The organism is Herbaspirillum sp. RTI4, from assembly GCF_034313965.1.
Lineage (GTDB): Bacteria > Pseudomonadota > Gammaproteobacteria > Burkholderiales > Burkholderiaceae_D > Herbaspirillum.
The window spans coordinates 969928-985959 of record NZ_JAVIWQ010000002.1 but is presented as its reverse complement, the minus strand read 5'-3'; the positions used below and the strand labels follow the sequence as shown (position 1 = coordinate 985959).

Below are 16032 nucleotides of genomic sequence, written 5' to 3'. Positions count from 1 at the left end.
ACTTGCTTCAAGCGCCAGTGACCATTTCACACGCGATCCGATGTGCATTGGCCATGATTGTCAAGGTATGGGATTTTTCAGGTAATACCGGCAAGCAGGCACCGTCCACCACGTACACGCCCGCCAATCCGAATAGTTGTCCCGATGCGTCACTTTCACCTGGGATAGGGTTTTTTCGCATCGGTAAGGTACCGGCATAATGAATGTCACCACCGGGTTTTCCAGCGGTAAAACTTGTTGGCAGCATGTAAGCGCCCAGTCTGCGGTAAGCCTTGCGCAAACGCGCATGTGCTGTCGTTAGAAGATCATCAGTTTCATGGTGGTAGCCACCCTTGATCTGCAAAACGCCGTCTTGATCCAGTCTCGCCTGATTATCTGACAGATGCCCGGGTAGAAACAGATTGCCAACGACGCATGAGCTGAGCAAGGACTTGAGCAGATCAATGCCATAACGACGCCGTAACGGCATATAGCGTGCAAATTCCGAAAGCGGCAAACCTGAGGTGGCAAAGGTCGCACCCAATGCAGATACATCCTCACGCAAGGAGAGCACAAACGATATCTGCCCAAAACCGAATGCCGGAGTTCTTGCCGCGCCAAAAAAAGAGGGTAAGCAGAGTACGAATGCCGCCGTCGGACAGGACAATAAGCGTACCGGGTTCTGCAAATCCAGCGTTTTCAATGCTAGCCGTGTACTTGCAATTGTACCGGCGGCAAGCAGAATTTTAGACGCTGAAAATGTTTTCCCAACCTGTTCAAATTGGCCGTCTATCGACCACCCATCCGCATTTTTCCTAATGCCATCGACCACAAGTGCCAGATGATGAAAATTAGTAAATTTCTTTAATGCCCGCAGATCATCAGTAGCAGAATATAAAGCCCCGCGATCGCATCCGTAAAGGCAATTCCCCGACAGATTGCAGCCCTGCCGCCCATTATGATCAGCACTTAGTGCCGCTAGCCGTGAACGGCCAAACCGAACTCCTAATTTGTGCAAATACACACGATTTGCACCGTATTTACCAAACATACTTTGGTGCATAGGGTCCATATCAATAGCTGCCTGAGAACATGAATCAAGTCCAAAATAATCGGAAAGATCATCTCCACGCGGGCCGCTGATTCCCATTCGTTTCGCGACGGATTGATAGGCGATATCCAGTGCAGTAGAGGGGAATGGAAATTGGTCCAGTTCGGCAGACGAAAATTTTGCTACCCCGCAACCCCAAGCATTCGATAGGCCACCAGGCGCAAGCGAACCCACTGAAATGAAATTTTCGGCATTGATCCGATTATGCTGATTAAAACCACTAAATACATGAGAATGAGACGCTACCCGCATTTTTGGGGAAACCGCCTCACGCATGCTCAGAGCATGAAAATTTTCACCTACCATCCATTTCCATTGCTCAGGGTCAGATGTTCTCGCCTCAAGAAAAGATTGTTGAGGCAGCTTTCCTGATGGTACTTCACCACCATCCACCATCAATACCTTCCAACCTGCCGCCACTAGCGGAAACGCAGCAGAAACACCTGCTGGCCCACTACCGACAATGATGACATCGAAATCCTCCATCATTTTTTCGTTCCGTCAACTTCAGCGCGCAGATATCGATTAAGCCAGATATAGCTTGCTGCACGACACACTAGTTCCATCATAACGGCCCGTATCAGGATGATGCAATACGGAACTGCGCCCGATTGCGCACCCAAACCAATGTACCGTAGCGCACCAATTTGTGTTGCTTCGGCCAGCATTGTTGCGGCATCAAGTCGCCATAAGAATTCTTTACCCCCGGGGGTCCCCATATATTTTTGATCGTCTAACAACACAATGGCCATTGGCATACGAAAGAAGAACGAAGGTAACTCCAAAGCAACACCGCCCCGGAGTTTTTCGATAGCACGAACGTACCGAGACAGTACACCAAAATTAGCTCTTGTTTTCAACACATATGCCAAGATCATCCGCCCTTCTCGCACCAAACACCGCCTATTTAATCGCTCCAAAGGGAGACAGGATCGTCTCATTCCGAATACTAGGGGTCGCAACCTAATGCCAAGAATATCCATATCCTTAGTAGTTTCCATCGTCGGTAGCGCAAACAAAGATGCTAATCGCTCCATCCCCAGTAGAGGACTTCTCCGCTTACCCAGTACATCAGCTATTACCAGAATGATCCATGATGGCACTGGAATAAACCAACGACGTACGCGTAAGCGTTCGCTAGCAATAAGCGATAAAAAATAGGTAAATGAAATAGGTTGCGTTGCACCAACATGAAAAATGCCAGGCTCTATATCCCTACGCTCAACTAAAACAAGTAATGCCTCCACAAGGTCATTTATATGAACTGGTTGCACCTTAGGAGCAGGTAGAAAGGCCGGTATCAAGGGCAATGTCCTGACTGTAGATATGAGCGTACCAAACAGCCCTTTTTCATCCCCTCCGTATACTTGCCCCGGGCGTACAACCCAGCCGCCAGCCGCCAGAACATAGCGCTCAATCTCCCATTTAATTCGTCCATAAGGTGTTGGTGCATTTTCACTTGCAGTCTGACTGGAAACGAAGATAAATTTTGCCCCTGTGCTTTGTGCCGATCCAAGCAATGCACAAGCAGCAGCAATTTCATTGGTACATTCTGTTTCCGATATAACAGCTTTGCTAATCGCGAGGTGCACGACTACGTCTGCATCAACAGGAATGTTTACCTCGGTCGAATTCGCAAGGTCATATTGCATCCATTCAGCAATGCGCAATGCCCCTTGTTTACGACATAAAGAGATTGCTTCGATGCCTCGTAATTTCGCAGCAATTCTCAATTGAGTACCTATGTAACCTGTCGCCCCAGTGATTATCAGCTTCATTAGGACTCCTGACCAATAACAGCGCGCAAGAACTTCTTCGCATGAAAAATAAAATTGCGCGGATCATAGCTTCCTCTGCGCGCATAAAGCACGGCACCGGGATGTGCTGAATCATTCAATCGTCCTACGGAAATCCGCTGCAATATCTGTGTCCCCCTAAAAACATAATGAAATAATAAGAATGGAAATAATCCAACCCATGTTTTAAATTGCGAGGGGTATTGCAAACAATAGCTGATGTACCGGAATCGATTCTTCCAGGGAATCGTGTATGTAATTGCCGGGCCATTTTCTACTAGCGGAGCAAATAGTTTGAATAAACTGGATTTTAATCCCTCACCGTTATAAAGAGGAAACTGTCGACAGTCTGCCAAAATACCTAGCTTCACCCCCAGCGCCACGCCAATCAAGTGCACTGCATCATGATCCTGATGCCCACCTTCCCACGCTAAAAAATAAAGATGCCGAGGACTTCCTATTTTTGAGCACAAATCAAACAACGCGGCATGACAAGGTTGTAGATATTCCACCAATTTCCCATCAGGGACGACAAGCGAAGTCCCAAGAAAATAGATAGATTGACGCAGGACGCCCAGCTTACGCAATACATTAACGCTCTCAGCGTCTCTTTGCGCTGAACCCTGTCCCGTTAACTCTCCCGAAGTCAAATACACGATAATGACGTGATCTCCGTGAACTAGGCATCGCTCAATCTCTGCAAAGACTCCGAATTCGTCATCTTGATGTGCGAAGAGAAATAGAGCAATATCAGAACGCATCGAAGTCTAGGAAATTAATGAAACTATTCTTCACATCAATTTTCTGATTTTTATTTCGTAAATTCTTGTATATTAAATTTAGAGGTGATGGCTTGAAACGAAGTGGAATTTTGGGGAAATTCAGGCCAAATCGATAGCCCGGAATGAGGCCCAAAAATACTTTAGGGCAGCTCCGTTGTATAAAATTTGCGTAAGGGGGCATTTCACGAGCGAAATCACTCTCTGGCAGTATTGCGACAGAAGTGATTGCCCTTTTCCCGGCAGATGCGAAGGCAAATGCTCCATGCTCTCTGTCTGATCTGCGAAAACTTATAGAATTGAGCGGGTTTGACGCACGCCAAGTTAGCGATGTGGGAGTCCATGCATGCATCATGTCTATATTATGTGAATTAAAATCCCGATTACCAAGATCAGGAGTTCCCATACCGATGCGCGCCTCTAATGGGCCAACCAATTGAAAACCCATCTGGCGAACCCACCCTGGAGTTGCAGCGGCATTAGCTACACCAATTACAAATTCAAAACCTTCTTCTGCGGCAAATTCACACATTTTCAGACCAAGACGCTTGAACAAGTGTCTCCCCTGAAAGGAAGGATGAACAGCCACGTTGACTGCAATTAGACCCTTTACAAGCTTTCCATGCAAATGATATGTGCCTGGTATTGCAATCACCTGACCGACGACCCGACCCTCGCAAATTGCATCTGCACCCAATGCTTGACCTTCCGGATTTTGCAAATACAACCACATGAAGTAGTGGTGATGGAGATTGCTTGCTTGCGGAAAACATAACTTATAAAACTCAATATAGTCATCCAATCTCGATATCGAAGACTTATGTAATTCAATTTCCATAATTACTCATTTGTGATTTCAATTGCATTTTCATTCAATCTTTCACAGTCGCTTAAGTTGCAAGCTTAAACGTCTATACGTATCTCTAATTTTTAGTAAAAGTAAATTTCGTCGTTACCCAATATGTCAAAATAAATAAGAACACATCCACTATTGCTTTGGCATAAACTGGATCTGAAATTACCAGCAGTAAAAAATATATTAAGGCTGACGATATTGGTGTGTAAATTAAAGCTAGTCCAAAGTACTTTTTAGCGTGCACTACCGCTTTAGCACTTTCACTAATTTGATATGTAAAACGCCTGTGCATAAAAAATGCAAAAATTGCTGCGACGATCTTAACAAAGACATTTGACGCGATCGGACTCCAACCTAATCGGATTAAGCAATAATATCCGCCCATATCAATCATGTATGCAAGACCAGCGATAATTACATAGCGAATAAAGGTACTCATCAGACTTGCCACAGTTTTTCAATAAGTTCTGTCATGGTTATATAATTTTGAAAATGGCGGCCTTTCAGAAATAGCAGTTTTACTGCGGCTTCATGGGCTCCAAAAATAAATTATTTTTCAAGTTGATTTCCACGATAACTAACCAAACGACCCAAATGCCTCGGTCGCTTGGGTACCGAAGCCATATCCTGACCGAGAAAGGCCAGCACAAACTGCAAGCCGGTAAAGACCGGTAACGCCGACATCATTACCGTTCCAGCGGGTGTAGTTGTATTGGTCTGTGCCGCTTCAATCCAATGATATCCGCCGTACAAAATACCAAACATCAACAACAAAATTCCCAGCGGCAATTCCAGCGATCCCAAGGACAAGTCACGCAGATAGTAGTTATAAAAAATGCGTTTGCTGAAATTTCGAACATGCTTGAACAAGAACTCGCCAACAATGCTGGATATTTTCAACCCGCTCACTTCATCATCGTACTTAGCAGACATCGGCACATCCATCGCTACGGCGCGCATGGTATTGAGGCGAAATAACATATCCGTTTCAAAAAAATAGCGTCGGCTAATTTTTTCGAATGGTAAATGCCGAGCGACATCGGCATGAATCGCCGTATAACCATTGGTCGGATCAAATAAATCCCAATACCCGGTGGATAGCTTCGCCATCAATGACAAGACGGCATTTCCGATCAAGCGTATTGGCGGCATTGCCCCAATTTCTTGCAAGTCATAAAAGCGATTGCCTTTCGTGTAGTCCGCCTCACCGTTGAGTATGGGTTGCACGAAATAAGGAATCAATTCAGGATCCATCTGTCCATCGCCATCTACTTTCACGATGACGTCCGCGCCGTCCGCTATGGCCGCCTTATAACCGGTCATGACTGCCCCTCCTACTCCCTGATTGCTCTCGTGGCGCAACACTGTCACGCGAGGATCGGTGCAATTGTCCATCACAAAATCTCCCGAGTTATCGGGACATTTATCATCCACCACATAGATTCGGCTCACTTCCGGTCCAATGGCGGCAACAACGCCCAGGATGTGACGCGTCACCCGATAGCTGGGTATGACAACGGCAATCACTGCTTCCTCGCTTTGCCTTTCCGATGTGCTGTTTGTCATGCCATCTCCACTTTTTTCTTTTTAAGTCGCGTGAGCGGTTTATCGACGCATTTCACAATGAGCCAAGAAACAGCTATGGTGATGATAAATGCGAGGAGGAAAAATTTGAAAGAGCGCATTTTGACGCCCAAGGGAATTAGCCACACAGCTACGATCGTATGAAACAGATAAATTGGATAGGACAAATCCCCTAGAAAAGCGTCCAGTTTTCCTGTTTTCTGTGCGGACAAGGACAAAACAACCCAGGCGGAAAGGACGATGGAAAAATATATTCCATACGTCCAAGGCCACAAATTGAACTTCAGCCATACCAGGCAATGCAACAACCAGACCACGATACTGAGTGTTGGTGCCTGCAAGTGCCGCAGTTTTTCCCGATACTGGGATAGAAGACAGCCGCATGCAAATACCATGTAACACGTCAGAAAGGATGAGTAACGCTCCCCAAAGGTATCTGTCCCAAAGCCCAATTTTAAATTGATCAACATGCTGAGAATCAAAGATATCCATGCAGCTGGACGACTGAATGCCATCAATGGCATCAGAATGTAAGCCCCTACTTCAACGGCTAATGCCCCGGACACAGGAACCAGCAACCCGGGAGACGGAATCGGTACCAGCAAGATGTTCAGCATCCATTCCCTGGCTCCGTGCGGCAGGTTGAACTGCGGGTTCAGGGCCGACAGCTGGACTCCCCACCTGGGCAGTACCACCAGACTAATGCCACCTGCCAGCATCGCCAGCGCATAGCTGGGATATATGCGTAAAAACCGGTTACGCGCATAATCTGACAATCCCTCGCGGGTATTGCCATATTTGTGGGTAAGAACATGCGTCATCAGAAAACCGCTCAGGATATAAAATCCCCATACGGAATACGCAGCAGGTCCGTCCAGCATCCCCGCCCATAGATGAGAAATAACTACTAAAAAAGCCAGAAAAAACCGACCCGTCCCCAATCCGATTTTCATATATTTTTCCTCACAACCTCATGCTGTTTCAGTTATTGATGTTCCAGAGTGCCAATGGTCGATCACCCCTGACCACGGGCAAATCGAGCGCGGCAAGAATGCCAGCCAGTGCCTTCCATGCCGCTTCTCCGCCCCATGCGCGTTCTGCAAAATCAATACCGGCCAAGCTAATGCTGCTCCACAATGCTTCATTGTTATAAATTTTCTCTACCTGACCAGCAATTTCCTGCGGAGTATCTGCAATCAGGATATTTTGATCAGCAGAAAGTCGCATCCCTTCTGTTGCCAGCGTGGTGGCCACTATCGGCAAACCTGCCGCCATCGCGGTACCAATTTTCCCCTTGATGCCGGCACCATAGCGCAGTGGCGCAACAGCTACCCGAATGCCATCCAACAAGGGTTGCAAGTCGTCTACGTAACCGATGATGAGAACATCCTCACTCGCCAGCTCCGTGATTTGTGTCGGTGCATTACTACCCACTACGTGCAGACGAACTCCCGGCAATGCTTGACGCAACAGCGGCATCACTTCACCAACAAAATAAAGTACGGCATCTATATTCGGTGAGTGCTGATAGCCACCCACAAACACGATATCGCGCCGAGCAGAAAATCCGGCGCGGGTTCCTGGAATATCCATGATCAGCGGAAGCACATGTACATTTCCATCGGGCAGTTCGGCGTGCAATATCTCCAGCTCGACGTCGCTGACAACTATGCTGGCATCAACCTGACGGATCGCGCCGAACTCAATCGATTTCATATTTTCTGCTGCCACTAACAGTTCAGGTTTCCCTGACAATGCAGCCTCGCGGGACATGCGCAAGTAGTGCAAATCCACCGTATGAAACAGTATCTTGGCCTTCGGACAATAACGTTGTACAAGAGTGAGATGCTGTTGCACCACCCCCGGTCGAATCATCAGTACCAGGTCGTACCGCGCTCCACTTTCTTGCAAATGGTCCTTAACGGAATTGCAATAAGGAGAATACAAGACTTCAATCCCATTTTCCTGCAACGCCTCCGTGTAACCGGGTACGTAAAGGAAATTATGTTCAGGGATAAAGGTGACTTGAAATTCCATCTCTCGCAGTAAAAGCATGAGATTGAACATGATGACGGATCCGGCATCCTGATCGGGTGCCGGCGTGCAGTGATCAAGTATTAGTACGCGACGTTTGGCCATGCGATCCTTAGCGCGATCCACGTCTTTACCATTTTCCTGATGCGTATCCAATCGCTCTTGCCAGCGATCGAACTGCTTTCGCATATTCTGTACCTGATAAGCCTTGATTCCTGACCCGGTATCGGTGCCGCAGCTAATTCCTTCGTAGTGAACGACTACCGACAGTGGCTGATAAATAACCCGATAACCGCGATCACGAATCTTCAATGCCAGATCGGAATCTTCGCAATAGGCCGGCACATAATGCTCATCAAAACCCTGCAAGTCCGCGAACAATTTGGTCGGCACCAGTATAGATGCGCCCGAACAATAATCCACTTCACGCGCATAGTTGTAGACTGGCGCCAGTTGATCTTCGTAACGACCAAAATTCCAGGCACTTCCGTCTTTCCAGATAATGCCACCCGCCTCTTGTAACACGCCATCCGGGTAGACCAACTTGGATCCTGCCAGACCCGTACCAGGAAATTTAGTGAAGGTTTGGTAAAGTGAATCCAGCCACCCTGGCGTGACTTCGGTGTCATTGTTGAGAAAACACAGGTATTCACCCCGGGCCTGCTCTGCACCCCGATTGCAAGAGCGAAGAAAGCCCATGTTCACTTCATTCGCCACGACACGTATGCCATCGACATGACCAAGAACACTTAACGACTCATCTGGCGAGCAATCATCCACCACAATCACTTCAAACGCGACGGACGGCACATGCCGCACTATCGATGCAAGGCAACGGAGCGTGTAATTGTATTTACCGTAAATGGGGACGATCACGGACACCACGGGATGATCGGATGACGGTATTTGCAAGCGCACATTCAGCCAGTCGAATTCGGCATAGGGTGTTCCAATCACCTTACGAGCACTAGCGTGTCCCGACTCCGATTTGGGAAAAATAACGTCACACAATCCAGGGAGTTTTGCCTGAAGGAATTGCCTGTGAGCCATCCTGGTACGATTCTCTATCGGCAGTTTCATGTACAACGCCTTTAGCACCTTCACGCCATATCGCACACACTGCCTGACGGTACTGCCAGGAGCATGTATCAACCGCATCAGGCCGCGCAATGGCAGAGTTAATTTCCAAGACGTGCTATTGATTAACGCAGCATTGCGCTCCACCAAAATGTCGTAAGTTTTCTCAAGATCGGCAATACGGGCTCTCGTTTCCCCAAGTTCTTTGGCATGATTAAGATTGGTTTCAACCAAGACTCTTTGCCAGTCTTTCAACAACTCGGATTTAATCGGGTCTTGTTCAAAAATTCCGGCATTCAGCATGGGCAGAGCCACATCCGATGCCAGCGCAACCCAATATACGGGTCTTGGCAACCCTGCCGCATGCTGAATCCCCTCTACCGATTCGTAGCTCGACAGTGCCGCCTGCCCCTCTTCTGGGAAAATGGCAGAGCCATACACCAGCCGTTGTCCGAAATACCGGGTGTTTGTGAAGTAGCTTCCCAACAAAGCCTTGAACTCTTGCTCGTAGAGTTCCTTGACGTGATATGGGTTCTTATAGTTCGGTACATCAGAGTAGTAGTGTCGATCAGGATTGGAGATCAAGACCACTCCATCAGGACGCAAGATTCGCTTGAACTCCTGCATCATTTCCTGATGATGTTCATGATGCTCGATGGTTTCGAAACTAACGATCAAGTCCACGCTGTGATCAGGCAAAGGAATAGCGGCGCAGTCTCCCTGCAAAAACCGTAAATTGCTACGCTGGTAACGCGCACTTGCATGGGCCACAGCCTCACCGGAAATATCCACCCCCGTCACATCGGCCGCAACCTCCGACAGAATCGAAGAGCCGTAACCTTCGCCACTCGCAATATCAAGGACGATTTTCCCCGCGGCGATTTCCCGTGCCTGCATGTAGCGATGTAAATGCTCTAATTCGATATTGCCCTGCTCTTCTGGGACAAAGCGTTCACCGGTAAATTCCAGCGTCTCAGCGTGGGAATGACTATTTTTCTTTTGTTCTTCCATCTTGGCTTCCTGATTCTTTTAGATTGATTGCCCAATGGCCATCAATGAAATTCTTTACCTATCCACCCACTTGATAAAGGGATGGATCAACACTTGATCTATCTACATTTTGCTCAAGGAAATCGATTGCATTGGAATACCCAATATCCCACTGGAAACACTGGTGGATTCTGATTTAAAAATCAGAGCATCGTGGATCCAGTGCAATTGCACATGCTCATCCTGGGTTCCGTCGGCTACTGCGACATTGATCGAATATTCTCCACGTTGCAACCTAGGCATAGCAAAAGAAAAACTGGCGTCGAACTGCTCTCCGGCAGAACAAGCCAGCGGCAAGTTTTCATAACTCAGGTAGGTATTGTCGCCAAACAAAGTCTGCCCCAACTTATCCTTGATATAAAAACCGACGATAGGCGAACGCAAATCGACCAGTGCATCAATTTTGATCATCAGCCTGACGTCTTCGCCGCCAACAATCCAGGACAATTGTTCCCCTGCGTCATTACAAATGGCGACATCGACAATCCGGGCACCACCGCTACCCAAGGATCCCGCTTCAGAGTCGAACTCGAATATCTGCAAATCATTGCGTAAATTGCTAGCGTTGATGAGGTCCTGCCGGGCATCCCGTCGTGGCCCAAGGACCTTGCGAGGCTCGACGTTTAATCTGGTAGTTGTGCTCTTCCCCTGTTGCTCTTCGTAAAATGCCTGTAAGTACATGTCGCAAACAGATTTTGGCGTGCCAGACTCAAGAACAGCACCTTTTTCTATCCATACGGCATCTGTACAGAGATTTTTAATGGATGCGGTGTCATGACTGACAAATAATATCGTCCCGGTCTTCATGAACTGACGCAAAAACCGCATGCATTTTTGAGTGAAAAATGCATCGCCGACCGCCAGTGCTTCATCCACCACCAGCACATCGGCATCGACGTGTGCAATCACGGCAAAAGCCAAGCGCACATACATGCCACTGGAGTAGGCCTTGACCGGCTGATCGATGAAATCACCGATATCGGCAAAGGCTTCTATCGCAGCAAAGCGTTCGCTAATCTGCTGCTTACTCAAACCCAGCAACTGGCCATTCATGAATACGTTTTCTCGCCCGGTGTACTCGGCATCGAAGCCGGAACCCAACTCTAGCAAGGCCGCTACGCGTCCCTTGACTTCGACTTCTCCCTGAGTCGGATTCAGTGTCCCGCAAATGATTTGCAACAAGGTGCTCTTGCCCGAACCATTCCGACCAATGATGCCAACCGTTTCGCCTTTTCTGACTTCCAGATCAATGTCTGAAAGTGCCCAGAAAGACCGCCCGCATGCTTCTGCACGTGCTTGCATGCGCTCTCTGCCGGGTCCTTGCGGTGACAGTCGGCTCAGAATGGAAAAAAATGTCTGCTTTAATCTGTCCTGTGGGCGATCATACGTATTGAAGCATTTGCTCACACCCCGAACGCTAATAACAATTTCAGAGGACATCAGCAAATCCTTTCCGCATTTTCTGGAACCAGACAAACCCAAGCCATGCGACCAATGCCGAAAATACGGTATATGCGCACCATTGGCCCCAGTCGATGGGCGATCCGAAAATCAGCACCTTACGCGCTTGCTCTATAGGGAAAGCGAGGGGATTCATGCGTGCGATACCACGCCATTTTTCCGGCAAAGCAGTACTAGGGAAAAAAATTGGCGAAACGAACATCAGGCATGTAAGAAAAACGCCTATGCTTTGTCCGATATCGCGCAGATATACCCCGGTTGCGGCGAGCCACCAACTGGCGCCCAGTATCAGTAAGATTAATGGGAAAAATACCAGTGGGATCAGCAGCGCAGTCAATGGCACCGCCCCGTTGGCGCACCATTCGAACACCAAAAGTACCGTCAAGCTCACGCAAGCATGGAACAAAGATGACAACAAGCTGGCGCAGGGGAGTATCTCCAGCGGAAATACTACTTTTTTGACGAAATTCTGATTATTCAGAATCAGCATGGGAGCTCGCCCGACGCACTCCGAGAAAAAATTGAAAATAATCAGCCCGGCAAAAAGCAGAATGGCGAATTGCGCTCTCGATTCATCGCCATTCACACCCCATCGCGCCTTGAATACATGACTGAATACGAAGGTATAAATACCCAACATAAAAAGCGGCGTAACCAATGACCACACTACGCCGAGCAAGGAGCCTTTGTAACGTCCGAGCGCATCACGACGGGCGAAATCCACGATCAACCGCCGATGCTGCCAAAGTGAACGACACATAACAGGAAATGACGCGCGATGTTTAATCATGTTTTTGCAAAAACTCACTCAGACAAGCATTGACATCGCCTTGCCAGCAAGGAAATTTGAGTTGGAATGTCTGCTGGAATTTATCTGTCGCTAGCCGGGAACTCCGGGGGCGGGATGCCGGCAGCGGATATGCTTCTGTAGAAATCGGCTCAATGCTCGCGGATGTCAACGCCAGCGGAACTCCCAACTCCTGCGCACGATCTACGATGTAGCATGCATATTCATGCCAGGTAGCTATGCCGCCAGCACACAAATGGTAAGTGCCAGGACATGCGGCAATTCCACCCGTCTTTATAGCAACGCTCAGTGCGTCGGCCGTTTTTTGAGCAATCAAACGCGCCCAGGTCGGGGCACCGTATTGGTCGGCAACTATCCTGAGGGTTTCTCGCTCTGCTGCGAGGCGCAAGATCGTTTTCAGAAAATTGCCGCCATGCACACCATATACCCAACTTGTGCGGAAAATCCAATGCGCCTCGCACACCGAACTGACGGCAAGCTCGCCTTCCAGCTTGGTGCGGCCATAGACACTTTGCGGATTAGCCCGGTCAGTTTCGGCATAAGGATGATTACTCATGCCATCGAAAACATAATCGGTTGAATAGTGAATCATGGCTGCGCCCAGTTTTTGGGCTTCTTCGGCCATGACTGCGGGGGCATGCGCATTGAGCAAAGCTGCGAGTTCGGGTTCGGTTTCCGCCTTATCAACCGCAGTATAAGCAGCAGGGTTGACAATCAGATCAGGCTTCATGTCGCGGATGACTTCGCGAAGCTTCTTTAGGTCGGTTAAATCCAGTTGACTGCGGTTCGGCGCATATAGGGCACCCAAACCAGTCAACGCATGCAACAACTCACTTCCGACTTGCCCGCTGCCGCCCGTCACCAATATCTTCAAGCAAACACCTCAGCATTTCCCAGCAAGACAGCATCACGATCCTTGTTGGATAAAACCGGAGTGCCATCAAACGGCCAATCGATGGCAATTGATGGGTCATTCCAGAGGATGCTGCGCTCAAACTGAGGCGCCCAATAATCGGTTGTTTTGTAGAGAAATTGCGCACTATCGCTAAGTACGATGAACCCATGCGCAAATCCCTCCGGAATCCACATTTGGTAACGATTTTCCGCCGACAGTATTTGTCCTACCCATCGTCCGAAAGTCGCAGAACTTTTACGAATGTCCACCGCGACATCGAAGACGGCACCTTCCGTCACTCGAACCAATTTTCCTTGCGGCTGTTGGATCTGATAATGCAGTCCACGCAGTACATCTTTTGCCGATTTCGAATGATTGTCCTGTACAAATGTCGCATCGACCCCGGTCAACTCCTTAAACCGCAGCTGATTGTAGCTTTCGTAGAAAAATCCTCGGTCATCCCCAAACACCCTGGGTTCGATGATGATAACTTCCGGCAGCGATGTAACGTGAGTTTGCATAAATAATGGGATTAGTAATCAGGGAAAATCCCGGGATTGACGCACATGATGTCACAGGTGCCGCCAATTCAGAATGAAGAGCCTTTCAGCAAGCCCAATAAATATTGCCCATATGCATTTTTCTTAAGCGGTTCGGCCAGCTTTTCGAGCATACTGGCATTGATAAAACCCTTACGATAAGCAATTTCTTCCGGGCAAGCGATTTTCAGGCCTTGTCTTTTTTCAATGGTCGAAATAAACTGTCCGGCTTCCATGAGCGACTCATGCGTACCGGTATCGAGCCATGCCATTCCTCTTCCCATCAATGCAACATCAAGCTGCCCGCTCTTCAGATAGGCACGATTGACGTCGGTAATTTCAAGTTCGCCGCGCGCTGATGGCCTCACGTTTTTCGCGATATCGCACACTTGATTGTCATAAAAATACAAACCAGTGACGGCATAGTTTGACTTGGGTGCGACGGGTTTTTCTTCAATGCTGACGGCCCTGCGATCCGTATCGAACTCGACAACACCATAACGCTCGGGATCTTGCACGTGGTAAGCAAAAACGGTGGCCCCATGCTGTTGCCTGGAAGCACTGCCCAACTGCTCATCAAGATCGTGCCCGTAATAAATATTGTCACCGAGAATTAATGCGGATGGTTGACCGCCAACAAAGTCACGTCCGATGATAAAAGCTTGTGCCAACCCGTCCGGACTATGTTGCTCCGCGTAGCTCAAATTAATGCCCCATTGAGTACCATCTCCCAAGAGATGTTGAAACATGGGCAAATCGTGTGGCGTAGAAATGATCAGGATGTCCCGTATCCCCGCCAGCATTAATGTAGTCAAGGGGTAATAGACCATCGGTTTGTCGTACACCGGCAGCAATTGCTTTGATATCGCCAGCGTGACCGGGTACAACCGCGTTCCAGACCCTCCGGCCAGAATAATGCCTTTGCGCGCAATCTTACTCATGGGAATTCATCTTTCAAGCCTGACGTTCGTTATAATTTTTTTCCAGCCATTTCAAGTAGTTCCCGGACCGGACATCCTCTACCCATGGCTGATTATCCAAATACCAGCGCACGGTCTTGCGAATGCCGGTGTCGAATGTCTCCTTGGGCGTCCAGCCCAACTCAGCTTCCAGCTTTCTTGCATCAATGGCATAGCGGCGGTCATGCCCGGGACGATCTGCAACAAAGGTAATTTGCTCACGATAACTGCCTTGAGGCCGAGGATCGAGTTCATCCAGGATGTCACATAAAACATGCACCACATCAAGGTTGGCCTTTTCGTTCCAGCCACCAACATTATAGACATCACCGGGACGACCCGCATCCAGCACGCGTCGAATTGCGGCGCAATGATCACTAACGTATAGCCAGTCACGCACTTGCTGGCCATCACCGTAAATCGGCAACGATTTCCCTAACCTGGCATTCATAATTATCAGCGGAATCAATTTCTCAGGAAAATGATAGGGCCCGTAATTATTGGAGCAGTTCGTTGTCAGCGTAGGCAAGCCATAAGTATGGTGATAGGCACGTACCAGATGGTCGGATGCTGCCTTGGATGCCGAATAAGGACTATTCGGCGCATAAGCTGTCGTTTCGGAGAAAGGCGCATCCGTGGCGCTCAACGTGCCGTAAACTTCATCGGTAGAAACGTGCAGGAACCGAAATGCCTGCTTTTCCGTATCGGATAAATTCGTCCCGTAATAAGCGCGCACCGCCTCTAGCAAATTGAAGGTGCCGTTGACATTGGTCTCAATGAAATCGCGAGGCCCATGGATGGATCGATCAACATGGCTTTCTGCCGCGAAGTGCAAAACTGCACGCGGCCGATACTCCATGAGCAATTCCGACATTTTTTTTTCATCACCGACATCAGCGCGGACAAAAATATGGCGTGGATCATGCCCCAGACTGACCAGATTCGACAAATTCCCCGCATAAGTGAGCTTATCCACGTTCACGACCGGCTCATCAGACTGTGCCAGCCAGTCTAGAACAAAATTTGAACCAATAAACCCGGCACCACCAGTCACAAAAATCATCGTATTCCGCCAAAAAAAACTAACCTAGCATTTTATAGGAC

Annotated in this window: 14 protein-coding genes; all 14 read right to left on the bottom strand. The window is 48.4% G+C overall.

The features are described 5' to 3' along the window. Positions 1–7: 7 nt before the first annotated feature. A complete protein-coding gene (locus RGU70_RS04670; RefSeq protein WP_322208235.1) occupies positions 8–1579 on the bottom strand; it encodes an FAD-dependent oxidoreductase in 1572 nt (523 codons plus the stop codon). Further along, entirely contained in the window at positions 1576–2868 is a 1293-nt protein-coding gene (locus tag RGU70_RS04665; protein WP_322208234.1) for a sugar nucleotide-binding protein, read from the bottom strand. The genes RGU70_RS04670 and RGU70_RS04665 overlap by 4 nt, the downstream gene beginning before the upstream one ends. Next, positions 2868–3647: a PIG-L family deacetylase gene (locus tag RGU70_RS04660; protein WP_322208233.1), complete on the bottom strand. Its 780-nt coding sequence runs from the start codon at positions 3645–3647 to the stop codon at positions 2868–2870. Before RGU70_RS04660 ends, RGU70_RS04665 begins: the two co-directional genes overlap by 1 nt. Further along, positions 3637–4503 carry a GNAT family N-acetyltransferase gene (locus RGU70_RS04655; RefSeq protein WP_322208232.1) on the bottom strand — a complete coding sequence of 289 codons (867 nt, stop codon included), beginning with the start codon at positions 4501–4503 and terminating at the stop codon, positions 3637–3639. The genes RGU70_RS04660 and RGU70_RS04655 overlap by 11 nt, the downstream gene beginning before the upstream one ends. An 85-nt stretch (positions 4504–4588) precedes the next feature. Next, positions 4589–4960 (bottom strand): GtrA family protein, encoded by a 372-nt coding sequence (locus RGU70_RS04650; RefSeq protein WP_322208231.1) that lies wholly within the window; start codon positions 4958–4960, stop codon positions 4589–4591. Between the two features lie 110 nt (positions 4961–5070). Then, a complete protein-coding gene (locus tag RGU70_RS04645; protein WP_322208230.1) occupies positions 5071–6087 on the bottom strand; it encodes a glycosyltransferase family 2 protein in 1017 nt (338 codons plus the stop codon). After that, a complete protein-coding gene (locus tag RGU70_RS04640; protein ID WP_322208229.1) occupies positions 6084–7058 on the bottom strand; it encodes an acyltransferase in 975 nt (324 codons plus the stop codon). The genes RGU70_RS04645 and RGU70_RS04640 overlap by 4 nt, the downstream gene beginning before the upstream one ends. A 28-nt stretch (positions 7059–7086) precedes the next feature. After that, entirely contained in the window at positions 7087–10227 is a 3141-nt protein-coding gene (locus RGU70_RS04635; protein ID WP_322208228.1) for a glycosyltransferase, read from the bottom strand. 102 nt (positions 10228–10329) lie between these two features. Next, on the bottom strand, positions 10330–11706 hold the full coding sequence (locus RGU70_RS04630) for an ABC transporter ATP-binding protein (protein ID WP_322210698.1): 1377 nt from the start codon (positions 11704–11706) through the stop codon (positions 10330–10332). Then, complete coding sequence (locus RGU70_RS04625) at positions 11696–12517, bottom strand: ABC transporter permease (RefSeq protein WP_322208227.1); 822 nt, start codon at positions 12515–12517, stop codon at positions 11696–11698. The genes RGU70_RS04630 and RGU70_RS04625 overlap by 11 nt, the downstream gene beginning before the upstream one ends. Beyond that, the gene (gene rfbD, locus RGU70_RS04620) at positions 12510–13409 is read right to left on the bottom strand and encodes a dTDP-4-dehydrorhamnose reductase (protein ID WP_322208226.1); all 900 of its coding nucleotides are present in this window, start codon (positions 13407–13409) and stop codon (positions 12510–12512) included. Before rfbD ends, RGU70_RS04625 begins: the two co-directional genes overlap by 8 nt. Beyond that, positions 13406–13951 (bottom strand): dTDP-4-dehydrorhamnose 3,5-epimerase, encoded by a 546-nt coding sequence (gene rfbC / locus RGU70_RS04615; RefSeq protein WP_322208225.1) that lies wholly within the window; start codon positions 13949–13951, stop codon positions 13406–13408. Before rfbC ends, rfbD begins: the two co-directional genes overlap by 4 nt. Before the next feature lie 68 nt (positions 13952–14019). Next, positions 14020–14910, bottom strand: a complete 891-nt coding sequence (gene rfbA / locus RGU70_RS04610; RefSeq protein WP_322208224.1) for a glucose-1-phosphate thymidylyltransferase RfbA — start codon at positions 14908–14910, stop codon at positions 14020–14022. 13 nt (positions 14911–14923) lie between these two features. Next, positions 14924–15991 (bottom strand): dTDP-glucose 4,6-dehydratase, encoded by a 1068-nt coding sequence (rfbB, locus tag RGU70_RS04605; protein ID WP_322208223.1) that lies wholly within the window; start codon positions 15989–15991, stop codon positions 14924–14926. Positions 15992–16032 lie beyond the last annotated feature (41 nt).